This window comes from Bradyrhizobium sp. Ses1, assembly GCF_059512365.1.
The window spans coordinates 235,644-255,989 of record NZ_JCAMOQ010000005.1; the positions used below are offsets into that span (position 1 = coordinate 235,644).

Sequence of the window (20,346 nt, forward strand, 5' to 3'; positions counted from 1 at the left end):
TCATCCGGGCTACGGATTCGATGCTAAACCGGCGCGCTCTTCAGCGTGCTGTCGATCAGTTGGGCGAGCGTTTCAAGCTGGAATGGCTTCTGCAGCGCGGGCCGATCGCGGTATTCCTCCGGCAGGCCTGACGAGCCATATCCGGTCGCGAAAATGAAGGGGCGGTTGCGCGCGTTGATCAATTCGGCGACGGGCGTGATTACCTTGCCGTTGACATTAACGTCGAGGATCGCGAGGTCGAACTCAGTCGATTGCGCGAGCTTGACCGCTTCTGAAATTTCCCCGGCCTCGGCCGCAACGCTGTGACCCAGCTCTTCCAGCATGTCGGCGACCATCATCCGGATCATGACCTCGTCCTCGACGAGAAACACAGAACAGCCCTCAGGCCGTGCGGTAGTCATGTCGGAATCCTTGCCTGTCCCTGCGCCACGTTCGCAAATATCTCCCGCAGGCGCAACGTAAACGTTCGCGCTCATGCTCGCCCTCACAGAGCCTCGATCATGCGTCGTTGCCGATCATATGGGTAATAAAAATACTTGCTCGCCAACGCCGCGCCATGGCTATGGTTCCGGGGAGGGAACGCGATCGTGAGGGAAATTTTCCTCAACGCGGGATTTCGAGTTGGTGTGGCATTAATCGGTTAGGATCGTGCTCGGCAACCGCGCCGCGCAGCAAGCTTACGAGACCCGCTATGGCCAGCACATCTGAGCCGCCCGAGAAAATGATGTTTCAGCTCGCGCTGAGGCGGCGCGGCATCAGCGACCAGTCGGTGCTTCGTGCGATGGAGGAGGTGCCGCGTGAGCGGTTTGTCGCGGCCAATGACCGCGACCATGCTTACCGCGACAGCGCGCTCGGCATTGCCTGCGGGCAGACCATCAGCCAGCCCTTCGTGGTCGCCTACATGACCGAACAGCTCCAACTCAACCGGGAGCACCGGGTGCTCGAGATCGGCACCGGCTCCGGCTACCATGCCGCGGTCCTCTCACGGCTGTGCAAGCATGTGCTGACCATCGAGCGCTATCGGACATTGGCCGATACGGCCCGCCAGCGGCTGGAGAAGCTTGGCTACCACAATATCGAGGTCATGCTTGGCGACGGCTTCGACGTGCCTGCCGGGGGCGGCGATTTCGACCGCATCATCGTCACCGCCGCGATGGAGCAAATTCCGGAGAAGCTTTTGCAGCGGCTCGAGGTCGGCGGCATCCTGATCGCGCCGGTCGGCCCACACCATGGTACCCAGACCTTGGTGCGGGTGACCAGGACCGAGACCGGCTTCGAGCGCAAGGAACTGGTCGACGTGCGCTTCGTGCCGGCCCTGCCGGGGGTGGCGCGGGAACTGTAGAGTCTGGGGATTGCTGCCTCGCGCCAATACCTTATTCCGAAGGTTAAGCGGTTATTTACTCGGTACGTGTTTACTCAAAACAGTATTTTGTTGCGTACGAGTGAGTAACCATGTCCGCTCTTGTCGAGTTGCTTCGCTCGCGCCGCGTCCCGCAGGTGACGGTGCTGGCGCTGATGTCGGTTGGTTTTGCCGGGTGCAGCGGCGACATGTCGACGCGCTTCTCGCAAAACTCCTATTCCAGCAATCCTTTCGCCTTCGAGCCCCAGGCGACCGGCTCTGTGCCGCAGCAGCCGGTCGAGCGGCGTGAGTTGCCGCAATATGCGCGGCCGCAATCGCCCTATTCGCAGTCCCAGCCCTATCAGTCCCAGCCGCTGCCGCCGCCGGTTGCTGCGCCGCAATCCTATCCGGTCTCGAACTCCGGCGTATCAGGGGGCGGGCGGGGCGTGGCATCCTATGCGCCGCCACAACAACCGCCGCGCCTTGAGGCGCCCCAGCAGCAGCGTCTTGAGACGACTGCCGCCGTGCCGCAGTCGGTGGCGCGCGCGCCCGCAGGCCATGGCGGCACTACCATCATCGTCGGCACCAGCGATACGCTGGAAGTGCTGTCGAAGCGCTACAACGTCTCGACAGCCGAGATCCTGCGCGCCAACGGCTACAAAGGGCCGCGCGCGCTGTCGCCCGGCCAGCAGCTTGTCATCCCGCGTCCGGCTGCCGTTGTGGCGGCGCCGGCACCTGCCGTGGCGCCGCCGGCAAGCAAGCCGGTCGCGGTCGCAGCCACGGTCGGAGGCGTCCATTACGTCAACAAGGGCGACACGCTGCACAGCATCGCGCGCCAGCATCACGTCTCGCCGGCCGAGCTTGCCAAGGCCAACCATCTCGATCAGTCGGCCAGGCTCAGCCTAGGCATGAAGCTGACCGTCCCGGGCGCCAAGACCGCTGCGGCCGCGCCCACGGCGCCGGCAGTTGCGCCGGCTCCCGCTGCCGCGCCAGCCGCTCCGGCATCGAAGGTGGTTGCGACCGCCCAGCCGCAAAGCGCCCGGCTGGTTCAGCCCGCGGCGAATGTCGAAGCGCCTGCTCAGGCCGCGGAACCGGTGGCGGTCAAGCCCAGCGAGACCACGAGCTCGTTGCCGACCTTTCGCTGGCCGGCCCGCGGCAAGGTGATCACCGGCTATGGCGCCAAGACCAACGGCAAATCCAATGACGGCATCAACCTCGCGGTGCCCGAGGGCACGCCGGTGAAGGCCGCCGAGGATGGCGTGGTCGCCTATTCCGGCAACGAATTGAAGGGCTATGGCAACCTGGTCCTGGTGCGGCACTCGAACGGCTACGTCACCGCTTATGCCCATGCCAGTGAGCTGCTGGTGAAGCGCGGCGATACGATCAAGCGCGGCCAGGTGATCGCCAAGTCGGGCCAGTCGGGAGAGGTGAGCTCGCCGCAGCTTCACTTCGAGATCCGCAAGGGATCATCGCCGGTCGATCCGCTGCAATTCCTCAACGGCGCGTGAGGCCGTCTTCGTCATTGCCGGGCCTGACCCGGCAATCCATCTTTGAACAAAGCGCTTTTGTGAAGATCGATGGATACGCGGGTGAAACCCCGCGTAGGACGATCGAAATCTTGGCCTGCTCTGCGCGCCATGCTGGGCGCCTTACTTGCCCGCTAGCCTCACGCCAAGCCGGCCGGCCAATTCCTGCGTGAACTGCCAGGCGACGCGGCCGGAGCGGGAGCCGCGGGTGGTCGACCATTCCAGCGCCTCGCGCTCCAATTCCTCGCCATCGACCTTGATGCCGAAATGGTCGCAATAGCCTCTGACCATGGCGAGGTATTCATCCTGGCTGCAGCGGTGGAAGCCGAGCCACAGGCCGAAGCGGTCGGACAATGAGACCTTCTCTTCGACCGCTTCGCCGGGATTGATCGCAGTGGAGCGCTCGTTCTCGATCATCTCGCGCGCGAGCAAATGCCTGCGGTTGGACGTGGCATAGAGGATGACGTTCTCGGGACGTCCCTCGATGCCACCTTCCAGCACCGCCTTCAGCGACTTGTACGAGGCGTCGTTGCCGTCGAAGGAGAGGTCGTCGCAGAACACGATGAAGCGGAAATCGGAGGCGCGCAGCACTTCCATCAGCATCGGCAGGCTCTCGATATCCTCGCGATGGATCTCGATCAGCTTCAACCGGTCCGCGGGCTTGCGGTCGAGATTGATGCTGGCATGTGCGGCCTTCACCAGCGAGGATTTCCCCATGCCGCGCGCGCCCCAGAGCAGCGCGTTGTTGGCGGGCAGCCCGTTGGCAAAGCGCTCGGTATTTTCGATCAGGATGTCGCGCATCCGGTCGATCCCCTTGAGCAGGAAGATCTCGACGCGGCTGACGCGGGCGACGTTCGAGAGCCGTCCGTCCGGATGCCAGACGAAAGCATCGGCCGCACCAAGCTGCTCGCTTGCATCGGAGGCCGGGGCGGCGGCGGAGAGGTGGCGCGCGATCGCTTCCAGGGCGTTCGCGATCCGCTCCGCGGTGTCGCCGTTGGGCGCGCTTGCCGGACCTTTTGTCGCGGTTTTGCGGGGGCCTTTGGAGGCCAGTTTGGGCATGGCGCGAGGCGCTGATTTTTTGGCTTTTTTCGACATTTGCGCAGTTCCTGAGGGGGCAGCCTTTAACGGGCCTTGGCGGTTGCCGCAAGCGGCCTAAATGAGGGGCTGTTAACGTTGCAATTGGGCCGGCCGCCGCTATAGTCCGCGCGAATTTGCCCGGACCGGGCTTGACGCGCCAGGCGTCGCCGGTCCTTTTCCCGTCTCACGAGGATTGTCCGAATGCTGATTACTCCTGCGTTTGCCCAGGCCGGAGCCGGCGGCGATGCCAACAGCATGTTGATGTCGCTTCTGCCGTTCGCCCTGATCTTCGTGATCATGTACTTCCTGATTCTGCGCCCGCAGCAGAAGAAGGTGAAAGACCATGCCGAGCTCGTCAAAAACATTCGCCGCGGCGACACCATCGTGACCTCGGGTGGCCTCGTCGGCAAGGTGACCAAGGTGGTCGACGACGACCAGATCGAGTTCGAAATCTCCGATGGCGTCCGCGTGCGGCAGATGCGGCAGATGATCTCGGGCGTGCGCACCAAGGGCGAGCCGGCGAAGGAAAAAGCCGAGGCCAAGGACGAGACATCCGCGAAGTGATCGTCGCGCCGCAATTTTCGATCTGACAGGTCAAGGCGATGTTGTATTTCACGCGGTGGAAGGCGCTGGGGATCATCCTCACGGCGCTCGTGGTGTGCCTTTGCGCCGTGCCGAACTTTTTCCCGGAATCGCAGGTCAAGACCTGGCCGGGGTGGGCGCAGCGGCGCCTGGTGCTCGGCCTCGACCTGCAGGGCGGCTCCTATCTGCTGCTCGAGGTCGATTCCAACTATGTGAAGAAAGAGAAGCTCGACCAGATCCGCGACGACGCGCGGCGCGTGCTGCGCGACGCCAAGATCGGCTACACCGGTCTCAACGCGCGCAACGATGCCGTGGAGGTACGGATCAGCCGCGATACCGACCTGCCGACCGCGCTCTCCAAGTTGCGTGAGCTCTCGCAGCCGCTCGGCGGCTTGCTTGGTTCCAGCGGCCAGCGCAGCCTCGAAGTGTCCGATGCGGGCGGCGGGCTGATCCGCCTGACCGTGCCGCAGGCTGCCATCACCGAGCGCATCCGCCAGACGATCGAGCAGTCGATCCAGATCGTCGAACGCCGCGTCAACCAGCTTGGCACCGTCGAGCCGGTGATCCAGCGCCAGGGCACCGACCGCATCCTGGTGCAGGTGCCGGGTCTGCAGGACCCGACACGTCTGAAGGAACTGCTCGGCAAGACCGCGAAGATGGAATTCCGGATGGTCGACACCTCGGTGCCGCCCGACCAGGCCCAGCAGGGCAGGGTTCCGCCTGATTCCGAACTGCTGATGAGCGCGTCGACGCCGAAGATCCCGTACGTCGTCAAGAAACAGGTGCTGGTCTCCGGCGGCGACCTGACCGACGCGCAGCCGGGATTCGACCAGCGCACCGGCGAGCCGATCGTCAGTTTCCGATTCAACACCTCCGGCGCACGGAAATTTGCCCAGGCCACGACCGAGAATGTCGGCCAGCCCTTCGCCATCATCCTCGACAATGAGGTGATCTCCGCGCCCGTGATCCGTGAGCCGATCACCGGCGGCCAGGGCCAGATCTCCGGCAGCTTTACGGTCCAGTCCGCCAACGATCTCGCGATCCTCTTGCGCGCCGGCGCGCTGCCGGCGCCGCTGACCGTGATCGAGGAGCGCACGGTCGGGCCGGGGCTCGGCCAGGATTCCATCGAGAAGGGCGAACTGGCGGCCTATGTCGGCTCGATCCTGGTCATCGTGTTCATGCTTCTGACGTATCGGCTGTTCGGCGTGTTCGCCAACGTCGCCGTGGCCGTCAACGTCGCGATGATCTTTGGCCTGTTGTCGCTTTTGAACGCCACGCTGACGCTGCCCGGCATCGCCGGCATCGTGCTCACGGTCGGCATCGCGGTGGACTCCAACGTGCTGATCTATGAGCGTATCCGCGAGGAATTGCGGGGCGGGCGCAACGCGATCTCGGCGATCGATGCCGGCTTCAAGCGTGCGCTTGCGACCATTCTCGACTCCAACATCACCACCTTCATCGCCGCTGCGGTGCTGTTCTACATCGGTACCGGCCCGGTGCGCGGCTTTGCCGTCACGCTCGGGATCGGCATCATTACCACGGTCTTCACCGCGTTTACGCTCACGCGGCTGATCGTCGCGTGGTGGGTGTGGTGGAAGCGGCCGCAAAAGACCGTGCCGATCTGAGAGGCCTGTTGTGACTCATTACGTTCTCATTGGCCTTGGCATCCTGATCGCCGTGCTGACCGTCGTCGCCGCGCTCGGCCTCCTGCCGCCGCTGCGCATCGTCCCGGACAACACGCATTTCGATTTCACGCGCTTCCGCCGCATCAGCTTCCCGATCTCGGCGGTGCTCTCGATCATCGCGATCACGCTGTTCTTCACCCACGGCCTGAATTTCGGCATCGACTTCCGGGGCGGCACGCTGCTGGAAGTGCAGGCCAAATCCGGCAACGCCGATATCGCCGCGATGCGCGCCACGCTCAGTACCTTGAACCTCGGTGAGGTCCAGTTGCAGCAGTTCGGCGGGCCGGCCAACGTCTTGATCCGCGTCGCGGAGCAGCCCGGCGGCGACAGCGCCCAGCAGGAGGCCGTGCAGAAGGTCCGCGGCGCGCTCGGCGATTCCGTCGAATATCGCCGCGTCGAGGTGGTGGGCCCGCGCGTCTCCGGCGAACTGCTGGCTTACGGCATGCTCGGCCTGATGGTCGCGATCGTCGGCATCCTGATCTATCTCTGGTTCCGCTTCGAATGGCAGTTCGCGCTCGGCGCCATGATCGCCAACGTCCACGATATCGTGCTGACGATCGGCTTCATGTCGGTCTCGCAGGTCGATTTCGACCTCACCAGTATCGCCGCGCTGCTGACGATTCTCGGGTATTCGCTCAATGATACGGTCGTGATCTACGACCGGATCCGCGAGATGCTGCGGCGTTACAAGAAGATGCCGATGCCGCAGCTCCTCAACGAATCGATCAACTCGACGCTGTCGCGCTCGATCATCACTCACGTCACCGTGACGCTCGCGCTGCTGGCGCTGCTGCTGTTTGGTGGCAACGCCATCCACAGCTTCACTGCGGTGATGATGTTCGGCGTGGTGCTGGTCGGCACCTACACCTCGATCTTCATCGCGGCGCCGATCCTGATCTATCTCGGCGTGGGCACCGTACGCGGCGACGCGACGGAAACGCCGGCCAGGAAGCCGGAAGCAGCGGTCAAGAAGTAGCTCCATGGCTCAATCCTCGGACGCTCCACATCTTCCGAGGTCGGCGCCGATCGAGGCCTACGGCAAGGGCGGCTTCGCCTTTGCCGACATGTCGCATCGGGGCTCGCTGCTCTGCCTGCCCGATGGCATCTGGGCCTGGCCGGTGACGACGCCGCAGCAGATCGACCGATACTCGCTCGAACGTGTGTTCGCGAAGGCCAACATCATCGACACGCTGATCGTCGGCACCGGCACCGAAGTATGGATAGCGCCCAAGGCGCTGCGGGATGCCTTGCGCGCGGTGCATGTGGTGTTGGATACGATGCAGACGGGGCCTGCGATCCGCACCTACAACATCATGTTGGGCGAGCGTCGGCGGGTGGCGGCGGCGCTGATTGCGGTGCCATGACCGAGTCCGGGTCCGGCCGCACGGACGCCGCGGCATTCTGCGCCGACCTGGTGCGCACGCATGATTTCGCGCGCTATGCCTCCACGCTGTTCGTGCCGGCGCGCGAACGCCGCGCGCTGCTCGCGATCTACGCCTTCAACACCGAAATTTCCCGCGTTCATGAGCTGGTCAGCCAACCCTTGCCCGGCGAGATACGCCTGCAATGGTGGACCGACATGCTCGCAGGCAGCGGCCATGGCAGCGTCGAAGGCAACCCGGTGGCTGCGGAACTGCTGCTCGCGATCAGGAGTTTCCGGCTGCCCGTTGAGCCGCTGTCGCGGCTGGTCGAGGAGCACCAGTTCGATCTCTACAACGATCCGATGCCGTCGATGGCGGCGCTCGAGGGCTATCTCAACGAGACCGCCTCGGCGCTGTTCTCGCTCGCTGCGCGCGTGACGGCACAACCCTCCGAGGAGATCGATCACCTCGCACAGCACGCCGGGCTCGCGCAAGGTATCGCGCAAGTGATCGCCGCATTGCCGCGCGATGCTTCGCGGCGGCAATTATTCCTGCCACTGCAGTTCCTTGAGCAGCACGGCGGCGGAATCGAAGACGTGTTCTCCGGCAAACAGACGCCCCAACTGCGCGCGGCGATCGACCAGCTCATCAGTGAGGCGAGCAGTCATCTGAAGACCGCGTTCTCGCTGCTGCCGACGGTCCCGCCGGCGACGCGGCCGATCTTCCTGCCATTGGCACTGGCCGAGCGCGATCTCGCGCGGATATCGCGGGCCGGCAGCAATCCCTTCGCCCTGCAGGTCACATCACGGCTGCGGGTCCTGTGGACCACGTGGCGGGCGTCGCGGCGACGGGAGTTCGGCGGCTAACACCGCGCGCATTACTTGCCGATGTGCTTGGTGAAGATCCTGATCGTGCGGCCTTTCACGACCGGGCCGGCATCGAACAGGCCGGACGCGATCTTCTCGATCTCGTCGCGCAGCGACACAAACTGCCCCTGCCGCGCGATGCTCGGCGTGCCGCGCGTCCCCGCAAGCTCGTCCATCGCGGCGTCGCTGATCTGACAATCCACGGCTTCGCCGTCGTTCAACATCGTGAACGTGAATGCGAGCCGTTCGGAATCATGTCCGCCAATCTTGCCACGCGTCAGCGGCATTGAAGCACTCTCCTTGGGATCGATTCCAAAGGTGCTTCGCAAGGATGGCATTGTCGAGGTGGCGATGCCGAACGGTTACCGCGTCAGCCGATCCATTTCCGCGACCTCAAAATTGAATCGGTCGCGAAGATTCTTGCGCTGCTCAAGGATGTCCTTGAGGAAGGCGCGGTCGGTCTCGTTCTGCATCATCGGCTCGATCAGGTCGATCTGGTTCATCGCCACGAGCTGCAATATCTCGGTGCGCGGCTTGCCCGCGGCATCGCGCGGCAGCGCATGGACGACCTGGATATGCTCGGGCGGCTTGACACCCTTGACTGAGGCGAGCGTGTTGCGCAGCTTCTTCTCCAGCGCGGCCTCGTCGGCTTCCACAAAGGCATAGAGCCCGACGCCGACGCGGCGGTCGGCGAAAGCGACGATCGCGGTGTCGCGCACTTCAGGGTTCTTCCGGATCAGATCAATCAGGACTGGCGCGTCATTGACCAGCCGCCGGCCGCCGCCTTCGCGATCGGTGAAATTGAAGAGTCCGCGGGTGATCGCCTGGTAGACCTTCTTGCCGGTCTTGAGCCAGACGCTGGCGACGACGGACTTGCGTGCGAGGATCTTGCGTTCCTTCGGGGTCAGCGCCTCCGGCGCATAGCTGCGCTTGTGCTTCAGCAGGTGCCGCAAGTCCTCATAGGCCGCGATGCGGAACAGACGGCTGCGGCGCTTGAAGCAGGCGGCGAGCTGGAAATCGGTGAGATAGGCGCGGCCGTTGCGGCCGACCAGCCAGTTCTGCTCCTTGGCGAGATCGTTGTGGCAGATGCCGGCGCGATGCAGTCTGCGCAGCGCATCCTTGGCCGAGCGGAAATAGGCGACATCGCCATGTGGCTTGGCCAAGTGCAGCGCCACGCCGTCGATGAACCCGCGTACCAGCGCGCGTTGTCCCGCCCACAGCAGTTTCGGTCCGACGTCGAGGTCGCGCGCCAGCGATAGCGCGCGCCGCTCGCGCGAAAACAGGTGCAGCGCCAGTGGAAACGACCAGAACGGCACCAGGTCGAGTCGGCGCAGCACCGCATCGGTTTCGCTGGTCTCGATGCGGAAACGGCCGCGCTCGACGGTCGAGAACACGTCGCGCTTGAGCAGGACTCCTTCGCGCCATCGCGCCGACAGGGTGGCGGCGTCGTGTTTCGGCAAGCTCATGGCTCAAGCCGCCGCCGCGACGTGCAAATGCTCCGATATCCAGCGGTCGAGATCGGCAAGCGCGCGGGCGGACATCGCCTGCTTCTTCGCTACCGTCTTCTCGTTGCCGCGGAGCCGCGTGCCGTCGGGTTTCTTCGTTGGCGGGCTGGCCAGAGGCGGGAACAAGCCGAAATTGATGTTCATCGGCTGGAACGAGCGCGGACCCGTGTCGATGGTCTCGATATGGCCGCCGGTGATGTGGCCGAGCAGCGCGCCCAGCGCCGTGGTCGAAGGCGGCGGCGCCAGCGAATGGCCGCCAGCGTTCGCTGCGGCATAGAGGCCGGTGAGCAGGCCGATGCTGGCGGACTCCACATAACCTTCGCAGCCGGTCATCTGGCCGGCGAAGCGCAATCGCGGCTCGGCGCGCAGCCGTAGTTGTGAATCCAGAAGCTTGGGCGAGTTCAGGAAGGTGTTGCGGTGCAATCCGCCGAGCCTGGCGAATTCGGCGTGCTCGAGACCCGGAATGGTGCGGAACACGCGCTGCTGGGCGCCGTGCTTCAGCTTGGTCTGGAAGCCGACCATGTTGTAGAGCGTGCCGAGCTTGTTGTCCTGGCGAAGCTGTACGATCGCGTAAGGCTTTGTTGTGGGATCGTGAGGATTGGTGAGGCCAACCGGCTTCATCGGACCGTGCCGCAGCGTCTCGCGCCCGCGCTCGGCCATCACCTCGACCGGCAGGCAGCCGTCGAAATAGGGGGTGTTGGTCTCCCAGTCCTTGAAGTCCACCTTCTCGCCGGCCAGCAGCGCGTCGACGAACGCGTCATACTGCTCCTTCGTCATCGGGCAGTTGATGTAGTCGGCGCCGGTTCCGCCTGGGCCGACCTTGTCGTAGCGCGACTGGAACCACGCCACGTTCATGTCGATGGAGTCCTTGTGCACGATCGGCGCAATGGCATCGAAGAAGGCGAGCGCGCTTTCGTCGGTGAGCTCGCGGATGGCGCCCGCCAGCGGGGCCGAGGTGAGGGGGCCTGTCGCAACGATCACATTGCGCCATTCGGCGGGCGGTAGGCCCGCGATCTCCTCGCGGCGAATCTCGATCAGGGGATGGTCGTTGAGGGCCTTGGTGACCGCCGTGGAGAACCCCTCGCGATCGACCGCCAGTGCCCCGCCGGCGGGCACCTGGTTGGTATCGGCGGCGCGCATGATCAGCGAGCCGAGCCGGCGCATCTCGGCATGCAGCAGGCCGACCGCGTTGTTGGCGGCGTCATCGGAGCGGAAGGAATTGGAGCAGACGAGCTCGGCAAGGCCATCGGTGCGATGGGCCTCGGTCATCCGTTGCGGGCGCATCTCGTGCAGCACCACGCGCCCGCCGGCGCTCGCCACCTGCCAAGCGGCTTCGGAACCGGCAAGGCCGGCGCCGATGATGTGGACAGGATCTGGAAAAGGTTTGGTCGCAGTCATCGCGCAGGGTTAGCGCGTTTTTTCCGCGAGCGCATCTGAAACCGGGCAGAGAAACTGGGGAGAGAATACGAGAACGCCCGCGTAAAGCAGCGGGCGTTATCCGTTCATTGATGGGCTGACGAACGATCAGCCGTTGTAGTGCCCAGAGGCGACGCGCGGGATATCGGAGCGATCGAGGCCGATGTCCGCCAGCTCGCGATCGCTAAGCTGCGACAGCTCGGCAACATTACGCTGATAATCCCGGAAAGCCCGGATCATGCGGATGAGCGAGAGTAACATGGTAGTCTCCTAGAAATTACGATTCAGCGTTTCGGCAGCGTCATCGTTGATGAAGTGAACATAAGTTGAGTTGATGCGGTGCGGTAGCGCTTATGTTGCGATGCAGCTAAGTGAAAAATGCATGACAAAGTAAGGGTCGATTAACCCTTCATGGGGCTGCCCGAGAAGGCGCGAGCGCCCCCGGTGTGAGGCCTGTCGAAGATCAGAAAAGGCCCGTAAAATCACTAGCTTGTTACAAGAATAGCGTCTCTGTCGCCCCTAAAGCATATCGTTGCTATCAGTGCCGAAATCAAACGTTGAAACCCGATGGGCGTCATCCGGAGGTCAACTCGCAAGGGCTCGCTTCTCATGCGTGATTCGCATGCGTCGCTTAGAAATGAAAGGAAAATCATTTCTTCTGACGCAGATTTAGAAGAACATTCCTTCGCCATTAGGAGTTGGCGTCGGACCGCGCGCCCGAAGCCAGGCGCACGATCATCGTCTGGCAGACCGTCCACCCCTCAGCGTAGTCACCCAAGGATGTTCGCAACCCGAAGGGCTCGTCGCCGACGCTGAACCCGCAGTTCCCGGTCCGCGGGAATTCGGTTTCGTGAGGAGAGGAGACGGCACGTCGCACCGGGCTAGCGGCAACGATCTCTTACGCGGCGTTTCCTTACCAAGCTGTAATGAAAAGTCGATGCAACGCATGCGTGCTTTGCTCGCAGCGTCGATCACATCTCTATCGCGCGGAATTCATTCTGAACTTTTCGATGATGGGCGAACAATCGTTGTCACGGATTCCGGCAATGACGTCGGCTTCCGTTCAAATAATACGGAAAATGGGGAAAGTACCAATGCGCAACAAACTGATTGCAGCGACTGCGATGGCTGCCATTGCTTACGCGGCCATTCCTGCCCACGCCGCCAAGGTGAGCGCCGGCTGCAGCGGCGACAATCTCACCAAGACTGAATCTATGGTCGAGAACATGGCGGACGGTCCAGGCAAAATCGTGGCGCAAAAGGAGATTGCCCAAGCCCAGGACGCTCTGCTCGGTGGCAAGATGGGCGTGTGCGCGGCGCATCTGAACAAGGCCATGCACGCCGGCGAGGCGAAGTAGGAGGCAAGGCTTCTCGAAGGTGCCGATCGTCCTGCGGCGATCGGCTCCTTAAAGACAGAGAGGCGTTAGATTTCTTTTTGACGCGTTTGCTTGACGCGAACCGGCGTCCACCCTCGGATCAAGTCCGAGGGCATGCTTCGCTCGCAAACGCTTTAGGGCGCTCGGGTAAGCTGGGTGGCAAAATAGGCGACGGTCCGGGCGTAGACCTCGCTCTTGTTCCATTGCTGGATTACCGCGAAGTTCGGATTGCCTGGCTCCCAATTCTTGCCGCGTTGCCAGCCATGGTTGGCGAAGAAATTCGCGGTCGAAGCCAGCACATCGGGCGCGCTGTGCAGGAGATCGCGGCGGCCATTGCCGTCGAAATCGACTGCGAATTTGATGTAGTTCGACGGCATGAACTGGGTCTGGCCGATCTCGCCGGCCCATGCGCCGCGCAGTTCCTGCGCAGGGACATCGCCGCGCTCGATGATGCGGAGCGCATCCAGAAGCTCGGCCCTGAACATATCGGAGCGGCGGCAATCATAGGCGAGCGTCGCCAGCGCCCGCATCGTCGGGAATTTGCCGATGTTGACGCCGAAATCGGTCTCCAGTCCCCAGATCGCCACCAGTACTTCGCCTGGCACGCCATACGCCTCCTCGATGCGGGACAGCACCGAGCCGTACTGCTTCATCATGTTGGCGCCACGGGTGAGGCGGGGCGGCACCATGCGTCCCGAGAATTCCTCGAAAGTCTGACTGAACACCTTCTGCGACTGGTCGCGCGTGAGCACGTTCTTGTCGAGGGTGACGCCGTTCAGGCCGACCTGGATCGCGGACTGCGAAATCCCCTTCGATGCCGCCTCCTTCTTGAAGTCGTCCAGCCACGTATCGAACGAGCCGCTGCCGCAGGTCGCAGCGAACGAAGGCGTGCTGAGGGTCAGGAGCAGGGCTCCCAGCGCAGTCCGGAGGGAAAAGCGAAAGCTCATGAAATCATTCACTCCATGTCGACGCACCATCGACACTAATCTCGAAACGCTACCAAAATGTTTGCGGCAACAGCGGCCAAAACAAGGCTTCTGGGCGTTACGCGAGCAAGTCAATCCATCATGCCGGGGCGATAACATATTTTGGAGCTGGCCCCTGCGCATCTCCGATCCGGTGCTCGCGCACCAGGCCGGAGATGAATGGATTTGCCGAAGATCTACGCGCTGTCCTTCCGCCGCCATGGGAATAGGTTGGCGGGGAAGTCGGCGGCAGGCTTGCGCTCGCGCGGGCGCGGCGGGAGCGGTCGCACATTGGGATCGGGAACGATCACCTGCCGGTAGAGATGCCAGGTGGCATGGCCGAGCAGGGGAATGACAACGGCGAGGCCGAGGAAGAAAGGCAGCGTTCCCAGCACCAGCAATGCCGCAACGATCAGGCCCCAGGCGGCCATTGGTAGCGGATTGCGCGCGACCGCGCGCAGCGAGGTGACTATGGCTTCACCGGTCGTGGCGTGACGGTCGAGCATCATCGGGAACGACACCACGCTGATGCAAAGCGCAAGCAGGGCGAAGAGGAAGCCGACGCCGCAGCCGACCAGGATCAACCACCAGCCTTGCGTTGTCGTCAGCACCTGCGTGAAGAAGTCGGGAATCCCCGCAGCCGTCGCATAACCGAATGCCGAGACGTAGATGGCCTGCGCCGTGGCGATCCAGGTCACGAACAGTGCGAACAGCAGCGTGCCTAATCCAAGCATGGCGCCGAATGACGGCGAGCGGACGATCTCGATCGCGTCCCATGCAGAAGGTTCTTCGCCATTTTCACGACGGCGACTGAGTTCATAGAGACCGATCGCCGCGAATGGGCCGAGCATGGCGAAGCCCGCGGCCAACGGGAACAATAGCGGCAGCACGGAATAGCCGTGCACGACGCGGGCAAGCACCAGGCCCAACACCGGATAGACCACGCACAAGATGACGGCGTGGCTTGGCACGGCCTTGAAATCCTCCCAGCCGAGCTGCAGGGCGCGATGCAGATCGCCAAGACCGATGATGCGAATCTCGGGCGCAATCGCGACTTCCTGTCCGTTCTGCGTCAATGATGTGACATTGTCGTGATAGGTCGCCATAGTCATTGTCTCCCTGCGCGGCCGCATTTCTGTGCCCGCCAGCGAGGGCACGACGTGCCGTCTCCTAAGCGATCACGAACAGGCCAGACGCGAAGACACCCAACCGGCCATGTCGCGAACTGAGATCCCACGGTACTCCCAAACCGGGACAGACGCGCTCACGCTTCGGTGAATGTCGCATTGGCAACCTTGGCTGGTCCGGGTAAAATCATTTTGCGACCCCGGCGGGTGCTGCCGGTCGAAAAGAGCCCCGAGAGAACCACCTGACACCACATCTCAAGTTTTTTGGAGTGAACGATGAGCATTTTCGGAAAGATCATGAGCTCGATCTTCGGCAGCAGCACAGCGACTGCGGCGCCGGCTAGCGGTGCGCCTACGGGGAGCGCGCCCGCCGCCGGGGCCTCGCCGACTGCCACGGCTGCAGCGCCTGCGCAGAGCGTCGACGTCGCTCCGATTTTGGATGCGGCCGTCGCCGCGAAGAAGGAGAAGCTCGAGTGGCGCACATCGATCGTCGACTTGATGAAGGCGCTCGACATCGATTCGAGCCTGTCCGCGCGCAAGGAGCTTGCCAAGGAGCTTGGCTACACCGGCGACACCAATGATTCCGCGAGCATGAACATCTGGCTGCACAAGCAGGTGATGACCAAGCTTGCCGCCAATGGCGGCAAGCTGCCGCCGGAAATCAAGCACTAAGGCGACGCTCGTACTTAGGATTCGAAGGCCCGCGATCGTCGCGGGCCTTTTTTTGACCCCAGCTAACAACAACGAAGGAGAAACGCCCATGACTACGATCAATCGCAGGACCATGCTGGCCACCGGCGCGCTCGCGCTGGCGGGAACGGCTGCGCAGGCTACGTCCGCTGAGGCGCAGGCTGGGCCGAAGGCGATGTTTCCGGTGACGGCGACGACGATCCCGATTGTCGGCGAGACCGAGGTATTCCAGGTCCGCCGCATCTATTGCATCGGCCGCAACTATGCCGCGCATGCGATCGAGCGCGGCTCCGATCCGACGCGCGAGCCGCCGTTCTTCTTCCAGAAGCCGACCGATGCGATCCAGAATGTTGCGATCGGGACAGTTGCCGATCATTCCTATCCGTCGCTGACGAAAAACTATCATCACGAGGTCGAACTCGTCGCCGCGCTGAAATCCGGCGGCACCAACATTGCCGCCGACAACGCGCTGGATCACGTCTACGGCTATGCGCTCGGTCTCGACATGACCCGCCGCGACCTGCAGAACGGCATGGCCGCGGAAAAGAAGCCGTGGGAGATCGGCAAGAGCTTTGACCACGCTGCCGTGATCGGCCCGATCCATCCGGCTTCCAAGACCGGACATTTCACCAAAGGCGCAATCTCGCTCGCGGTCAACGGCACCGTCAGGCAGAACTCGGACCTGCGGAACATGATCTGGAGCGTCGCCGAGCAGATCGCAAAACTGTCGGAAGCCTTCGAGCTGAAGGCTGGCGACATCATCTATTCCGGCACGCCGGAAAATGTCGGCCCGGTGGTCAAGGGCGACGTGCTGCTGTGCAAGCTCGAGGGCCTGCCGGACGTGTCAATCCGGATCGTGTAGCAGGCCGCCCGACTCTCACGCCACGAGATCCCGATATTCGGGGTGCTTGCTGAGATAGTCGACGACAAAGCCGCAGCCGGCGATCACCTTGTGGCCGTCGGCGCGGATCAATTCCAGCGCGCCCTTGACGAGTTCGGAGGCGATGCCGCGGCCGCGCAGCGCACGCGGCGTCTCGGTGTGGGTGATGATGATGGCCGACGGCGTCGCGCGGTAGTTTGCGAAGGCGACGCCGCCTTCGACGTCGAGTTCGAAGCGGCTTTGTGCGCTGTTATTGCGGACCGATGTCATGTCTGATGTCTACGCTTTCAGTGTTTCAGCAGATCCTGGTAATCCGCGTGTTTCTCGATGAAGGCCTTCACGAACGGGCATTGCGCGATCACCTTCAAGCCCTCGGCGCGCACCTGGTCCAGCGCGCCGCGGATCAGCTTTGAGCCGATACCCTTGCCGCCGAGCGCCGGCGGCACTTCGGTGTGGATAAAGGTGATCACACCATCCGCTTTCTCGTAGTAGGTCGCGGCAATATGTCCGTCGGCCGCGAGCTCGTAGCGCTTGCGCCCGGGGTTGTTGACTACGGCTTCGTTCACACGTCCATCCATTATCTCATTCCCGTTGTTTGCATCGCGGCATCGCCCCGTGGTTGTCCCGCGAAATGGCAATCGCCCGCCTTGCAAGCCGATCATAACCGGCCTAGGTTTTTTTCAAGACATACGCCCCGAAGCGGCCAGATGGTCGTTTGGTCCTGCAATGTCATAATCGCTGGCTGCTGACGTATGCCTCTTTTCCAGGGAGGTCTACCATGTCGGATAAGCGTTTCTTTAGCACCCATAGACCTTGGGAGGACTGGTTCGGCATGCTGCTCGGCGTGCTGATCGTGGTCTCGCCGTGGTTTCCGATGCAGGCCGGCCGCGACGTCGTCGACGCCGACCGCAGCATCATGATCCTCAACACCTTCGTGATTGGCATGCTGGTGTTCGGCCTGGCCCAGCTCGAATATGTCGCCCTGCAGCGCTGGGAGGAGGTGGCAGCCATCGTGCTCGGCTGCTGGCTGATCGCTTCGCCGTTCCTGTTCGGCTATTCCGGCGACACCCTGCTGCAGGTGTGGCACGGCATCCTCGGCGCGCTGGTGGTTCTGCTGGGTGCGCTGCAGCTTTGGCAGGACTGGGGCAGGAGCGACCAGGAACTCGCCGACCATCCGCAGTGAGCGCCCTCGTCGCGGAGCGGTGGCTGGGCAGCCGGAGGCGCCGGGTCCGCCCTTGCCGAACACCGTGCGGAGGCGATAAACCGCAGAGGGGTGGCGAGAAGCCCCGCGTGATGAAATTCCCGATGGGACGGAAATGAGCGGAGAGACGGGTAGCGCGGCCACGCCGCGCGGCGGCCAGTTGCGGATGTCGCGCCGGGTCATGAACCTGGCGCATATCGTGACCCAGAATGCGCGCCGGCATGGCGATCGCGCAGGGTTCATTTGGCAGGACCGAAGCTGGACGTGGCGCGAGATCGATGGCCTCGTCTCAGTACTTGCCGCTGAGCTGGCGGCGCGGGGCATCGGCAAGGGTGACCGCATCCTGGTCCACTCCAAGAACTGCGACGAGATGTTCTGGTCGATGTTCGCCGCCTTCCGCCTCGGCGCGGTCTGGGTCCCGACCAATTTCCGCCTGATGCCCGACGAGGTCGCCTATCTGGCCGCAGCCTCCGGCGCCAAGGCTTTCCTCTGCCACGGCGACTTTCCCGAGCACGCCGCGGCCGTCGCCAATCCGGCGCTGCAATTCACCTGGCGGATCGGCGAGGAGGGGAGCTTTGGCGAGCGGACCGTCAGCGACGCGATCGCGGCGCATGCCGGCGCGAAGGTCGATAATGTCGCGGTCGAGCATGACGATCCCTGCTGGTTCTTCTTCACCTCCGGCACCACCGGCCGCTCCAAGGCCGCCGTGCTGACCCATGGTCAGATGGCCTTCGTGGTGACAAACCATCTCGCCGACCTGACGCCCGGCGTGAGCGAGCAGGATGCCTCGATCGTGGTCGCGCCGCTGTCGCATGGCGCCGGCATCCATCAGCTTATGCAGGCCGCGCGCGGCGTGCCGACCATCCTGCTGCCATCGGAGAAATTCGATATCGCCGAGACATTCCGGCTGATCGAGCAGCATCGCGTCAGCAATCTCTTCACCGTGCCGACGATCCTGAAGATGATGGTCGAGCATCCCGCCGTCGACCAGTTCGACCATTCCTCGCTGCGTCACGTGATCTATGCGGGGGCGCCGATGTATCGCGAGGACCAGAAGCTGGCGATGCGGAAGCTCGGCGCTGTGCTGGTGCAGTATTTCGGCCTTGGCGAGGTCACCGGCAACATCACCGTGCTGCCGCCGGCGCTGCACGATCCCGAGGACGGCCCGCATGCGCGGATCGGCACCTGCGGCTTTGAGCGCGTCGGCATGCAGGTCTCGATCCAGGACGACCAGGGACACGAATTGAAGCCGTTCGAGACCGGGGAGATCTGCGTGATCGGCCCGGCAGTGTTCGCGGGCTACTACGACAACCCCGAAGCCAATGCGAAGGCGTTTCGCGACGGCTGGTTTCGCACCGGCGATCTCGGCCACATGGACGAGGAAGGGTTTGTCTACATCACCGGCCGCGCGTCCGACATGTACATCTCCGGCGGCTCCAACATCTATCCGCGCGAGATCGAGGAGAAGATCCTGACGCATCCGGCTGTCGGCGAGGTCGCGGTGCTCGGCGTGCCCGATCCCTTCTGGGGCGAGGTCGGGGTTGCCGTCTGCGTCGCGCGCGAGGGCGCCAGCGCGGTCGGCGAGGCGGAGCTTGCCGCGTATCTTGCGCCGAAGGTGCCGCGCTACAAGATGCCGAAGCGCTTCTTCTTCTGGGATGCGCTGCCGAAGTCGGGCTACGGCAAGATACCCAAGCGCCTGATCCGCGATGAGCTGGAAGCGCGCGGGCTGCTCGACATCTCCACCAAGCAGACCTGACGATGCACAGCATCGCCCAACCGGGTCCCATCGCGCGCGAGCGCATTCAATGGGTCGAAGCGCGAGGGCGCGCGTTTTCGTTTACGCTGCAGGCCGGCATTCCGCTGCTTGAAGCTGCGCGCCGCGGCTTCGCGGCGGAAGGGTTTTCCGGCGGCGTGTTGAGCGCAAGCGGCGGCGCGCTCGGCCCGTTCGCCTACGTGATGCCGGCACTGTCGAAGACCGGCGCCAACGCCGCATTCTACAGCGAGACATTTCGCCCTGATGGCATCACCCGGCTCAAGTTCGCCACGATGACGCTGGGCGAGCGCGACGGTGCGCCGTTCTTCCACTGCCACGGATTGTGGACCGAGGCTGACGGCCGCTTCAACGGCGGCCATATGCTGCCGGAGGAGACGGTGGTCGCCGAACCTTTCGAGGTGCAGGCCTTCGGTCTCAATGGCGCGATGTTTGTCGCCGAGCCTGATGCCGAGACCAATTTCAAACTGTTCGGCCCGGTGCCGCGCCAGGCGACCAGTGCTGAGACCGCCAGCCGCGCCTTTGCGCTGCGGCTGCGCCCGAACCAGGATTTTGCCTGCGCGCTGGAGAAGTTTTGCCGCCAGCATGGCATCCTGCACGCGCGCCTGCATGGCGGCGTCGGTTCGACCATCGGTGCCTGCTTCACCGATGGCCGCACAGTGGTGCCGTTCGCGACCGAGCTCGCGGTCCGAGCCGGCACGATCGCTCCCGATGCCGATGGCCAACTTGAAGCCGAGCTCGAGATCGCGCTGGTCGACTATCTCGGGGGCATCGCCGAAGGGAAATTGGTGCGCGGCGACAATCCAATGCTGATGACGATGGAGCTCGTGCTCGAAGTGCTGGACGAGGAGTAGGCTCTCTCCGACGTTGTAGGATGGGTAGAGCGAAGCGAAATCCATCGACTTCATAGCAAGCGGCCGCATGGCGGGTTCGCTTCGCTCTACCCACCCTACGATTCCGATTCAAATTTCAAACAGCT

General features: G+C 63.5%; 23 protein-coding genes. 13 read left to right on the forward strand and 10 right to left on the reverse strand.

Annotation, left to right across the window (positions count from 1 at the left end):
• Positions 1 to 23 precede the first annotated feature (23 nt).
• The gene (locus tag AC5ZG5_RS09405) at positions 24 to 401 is read right to left on the reverse strand and encodes a response regulator (protein ID WP_028165592.1); all 378 of its coding nucleotides are present in this window, start codon (positions 399 to 401) and stop codon (positions 24 to 26) included.
• Positions 402 to 691: 290 nt separating this feature from the next.
• Between AC5ZG5_RS09405 and AC5ZG5_RS09410 the strand changes: the two genes are divergently transcribed.
• Both AC5ZG5_RS09410 and AC5ZG5_RS09415 read left to right on the forward strand, forming a co-directional pair.
• Positions 692 to 1,342, forward strand: coding sequence for a protein-L-isoaspartate(D-aspartate) O-methyltransferase (locus AC5ZG5_RS09410; protein ID WP_456644356.1), 651 nt, complete (start codon positions 692 to 694; stop codon positions 1,340 to 1,342).
• A gap of 110 nt (positions 1,343 to 1,452) precedes the next feature.
• Entirely contained in the window at positions 1,453 to 2,847 is a 1,395-nt protein-coding gene (locus tag AC5ZG5_RS09415; protein ID WP_456644355.1) for a peptidoglycan DD-metalloendopeptidase family protein, read from the forward strand.
• A 141-nt stretch (positions 2,848 to 2,988) separates the two neighbouring features.
• Here AC5ZG5_RS09415 and AC5ZG5_RS09420 read toward each other — a convergent pair whose 3' ends face one another.
• Positions 2,989 to 3,960: an ATP-binding protein gene (locus AC5ZG5_RS09420; protein ID WP_456644354.1), complete on the reverse strand. Its 972-nt coding sequence runs from the start codon at positions 3,958 to 3,960 to the stop codon at positions 2,989 to 2,991.
• Between the two features lie 183 nt (positions 3,961 to 4,143).
• Between AC5ZG5_RS09420 and yajC the strand changes: the two genes are divergently transcribed.
• The 5 genes from yajC to AC5ZG5_RS09445 are packed head-to-tail and all read left to right on the forward strand — an operon-like array spanning position 4,144 to position 8,436.
• Complete coding sequence (gene yajC, locus AC5ZG5_RS09425) at positions 4,144 to 4,506, forward strand: preprotein translocase subunit YajC (protein WP_028165588.1); 363 nt, start codon at positions 4,144 to 4,146, stop codon at positions 4,504 to 4,506.
• Positions 4,507 to 4,544: 38 nt separating this feature from the next.
• Complete coding sequence (gene secD, locus AC5ZG5_RS09430; protein WP_456644353.1) at positions 4,545 to 6,149, forward strand: protein translocase subunit SecD; 1,605 nt, start codon at positions 4,545 to 4,547, stop codon at positions 6,147 to 6,149.
• Positions 6,150 to 6,159: 10 nt separating this feature from the next.
• Complete coding sequence (secF, locus tag AC5ZG5_RS09435; RefSeq protein ID WP_456644352.1) at positions 6,160 to 7,185, forward strand: protein translocase subunit SecF; 1,026 nt, start codon at positions 6,160 to 6,162, stop codon at positions 7,183 to 7,185.
• A gap of 4 nt (positions 7,186 to 7,189) precedes the next feature.
• Positions 7,190 to 7,573 carry an Mth938-like domain-containing protein gene (locus AC5ZG5_RS09440; RefSeq protein WP_028165585.1) on the forward strand — a complete coding sequence of 128 codons (384 nt, stop codon included), beginning with the start codon at positions 7,190 to 7,192 and terminating at the stop codon, positions 7,571 to 7,573.
• Positions 7,570 to 8,436, forward strand: coding sequence for a phytoene/squalene synthase family protein (locus tag AC5ZG5_RS09445; RefSeq protein WP_456644351.1), 867 nt, complete (start codon positions 7,570 to 7,572; stop codon positions 8,434 to 8,436). The genes AC5ZG5_RS09440 and AC5ZG5_RS09445 overlap by 4 nt, the downstream gene beginning before the upstream one ends.
• A gap of 11 nt (positions 8,437 to 8,447) precedes the next feature.
• On the opposite strand, the gene AC5ZG5_RS09450 is transcribed toward AC5ZG5_RS09445, so the two are convergent.
• The 4 genes from AC5ZG5_RS09450 to AC5ZG5_RS09465 all read right to left on the reverse strand — a co-directional run bounded on the left by AC5ZG5_RS09450 (position 8,448) and on the right by AC5ZG5_RS09465 (position 11,618).
• On the reverse strand, positions 8,448 to 8,723 hold the full coding sequence (locus tag AC5ZG5_RS09450; RefSeq protein WP_208822843.1) for a DUF1488 family protein: 276 nt from the start codon (positions 8,721 to 8,723) through the stop codon (positions 8,448 to 8,450).
• 75 nt (positions 8,724 to 8,798) lie between these two features.
• Positions 8,799 to 9,902, reverse strand: coding sequence for a serine/threonine protein kinase (locus AC5ZG5_RS09455; RefSeq protein ID WP_456644350.1), 1,104 nt, complete (start codon positions 9,900 to 9,902; stop codon positions 8,799 to 8,801).
• Between the two features lie 3 nt (positions 9,903 to 9,905).
• Positions 9,906 to 11,339, reverse strand: coding sequence for a methylenetetrahydrofolate--tRNA-(uracil(54)-C(5))-methyltransferase (FADH(2)-oxidizing) TrmFO (gene trmFO, locus AC5ZG5_RS09460; RefSeq protein WP_456644349.1), 1,434 nt, complete (start codon positions 11,337 to 11,339; stop codon positions 9,906 to 9,908).
• Positions 11,340 to 11,465: 126 nt separating this feature from the next.
• Complete coding sequence (locus AC5ZG5_RS09465; protein WP_080663824.1) at positions 11,466 to 11,618, reverse strand: DUF1127 domain-containing protein; 153 nt, start codon at positions 11,616 to 11,618, stop codon at positions 11,466 to 11,468.
• Between the two features lie 833 nt (positions 11,619 to 12,451).
• Between AC5ZG5_RS09465 and AC5ZG5_RS09470 the strand changes: the two genes are divergently transcribed.
• Entirely contained in the window at positions 12,452 to 12,715 is a 264-nt protein-coding gene (locus AC5ZG5_RS09470) for a hypothetical protein (protein WP_028165580.1), read from the forward strand.
• 152 nt (positions 12,716 to 12,867) lie between these two features.
• On the opposite strand, the gene AC5ZG5_RS09475 is transcribed toward AC5ZG5_RS09470, so the two are convergent.
• Positions 12,868 to 13,680, reverse strand: coding sequence for a lytic murein transglycosylase (locus AC5ZG5_RS09475; RefSeq protein ID WP_028165579.1), 813 nt, complete (start codon positions 13,678 to 13,680; stop codon positions 12,868 to 12,870).
• A gap of 215 nt (positions 13,681 to 13,895) precedes the next feature.
• Entirely contained in the window at positions 13,896 to 14,804 is a 909-nt protein-coding gene (locus tag AC5ZG5_RS09480) for a DUF2189 domain-containing protein (RefSeq protein ID WP_456644348.1), read from the reverse strand.
• Between the two features lie 297 nt (positions 14,805 to 15,101).
• Between AC5ZG5_RS09480 and AC5ZG5_RS09485 the strand changes: the two genes are divergently transcribed.
• Together AC5ZG5_RS09485 and AC5ZG5_RS09490 are read left to right on the forward strand one after the other, a co-directional pair.
• Positions 15,102 to 15,497 (forward strand): DUF3597 domain-containing protein, encoded by a 396-nt coding sequence (locus AC5ZG5_RS09485; RefSeq protein WP_456644347.1) that lies wholly within the window; start codon positions 15,102 to 15,104, stop codon positions 15,495 to 15,497.
• An 88-nt stretch (positions 15,498 to 15,585) separates the two neighbouring features.
• Positions 15,586 to 16,377 carry a fumarylacetoacetate hydrolase family protein gene (locus tag AC5ZG5_RS09490; protein ID WP_456644346.1) on the forward strand — a complete coding sequence of 264 codons (792 nt, stop codon included), beginning with the start codon at positions 15,586 to 15,588 and terminating at the stop codon, positions 16,375 to 16,377.
• Positions 16,378 to 16,392: 15 nt separating this feature from the next.
• On the opposite strand, the gene AC5ZG5_RS09495 is transcribed toward AC5ZG5_RS09490, so the two are convergent.
• Both AC5ZG5_RS09495 and AC5ZG5_RS09500 read right to left on the reverse strand, forming a co-directional pair.
• Positions 16,393 to 16,665 (reverse strand): GNAT family N-acetyltransferase, encoded by a 273-nt coding sequence (locus AC5ZG5_RS09495; RefSeq protein ID WP_028165575.1) that lies wholly within the window; start codon positions 16,663 to 16,665, stop codon positions 16,393 to 16,395.
• Positions 16,666 to 16,682: 17 nt separating this feature from the next.
• Positions 16,683 to 16,973 (reverse strand): GNAT family N-acetyltransferase, encoded by a 291-nt coding sequence (locus AC5ZG5_RS09500; protein ID WP_464348265.1) that lies wholly within the window; start codon positions 16,971 to 16,973, stop codon positions 16,683 to 16,685.
• 200 nt (positions 16,974 to 17,173) lie between these two features.
• Between AC5ZG5_RS09500 and AC5ZG5_RS09505 the strand changes: the two genes are divergently transcribed.
• The 3 genes from AC5ZG5_RS09505 (at position 17,174) to AC5ZG5_RS09515 (ending at position 20,221) form a co-directional block, all read left to right on the forward strand.
• The gene (locus AC5ZG5_RS09505) at positions 17,174 to 17,578 is read left to right on the forward strand and encodes an SPW repeat protein (protein ID WP_028165573.1); all 405 of its coding nucleotides are present in this window, start codon (positions 17,174 to 17,176) and stop codon (positions 17,576 to 17,578) included.
• Positions 17,579 to 17,711: 133 nt separating this feature from the next.
• Positions 17,712 to 19,352 (forward strand): acyl-CoA synthetase, encoded by a 1,641-nt coding sequence (locus tag AC5ZG5_RS09510; protein WP_456644344.1) that lies wholly within the window; start codon positions 17,712 to 17,714, stop codon positions 19,350 to 19,352.
• A gap of 2 nt (positions 19,353 to 19,354) precedes the next feature.
• Positions 19,355 to 20,221 (forward strand): PCC domain-containing protein, encoded by an 867-nt coding sequence (locus AC5ZG5_RS09515; protein WP_456644343.1) that lies wholly within the window; start codon positions 19,355 to 19,357, stop codon positions 20,219 to 20,221.
• Positions 20,222 to 20,346: the final 125 nt, after the last annotated feature.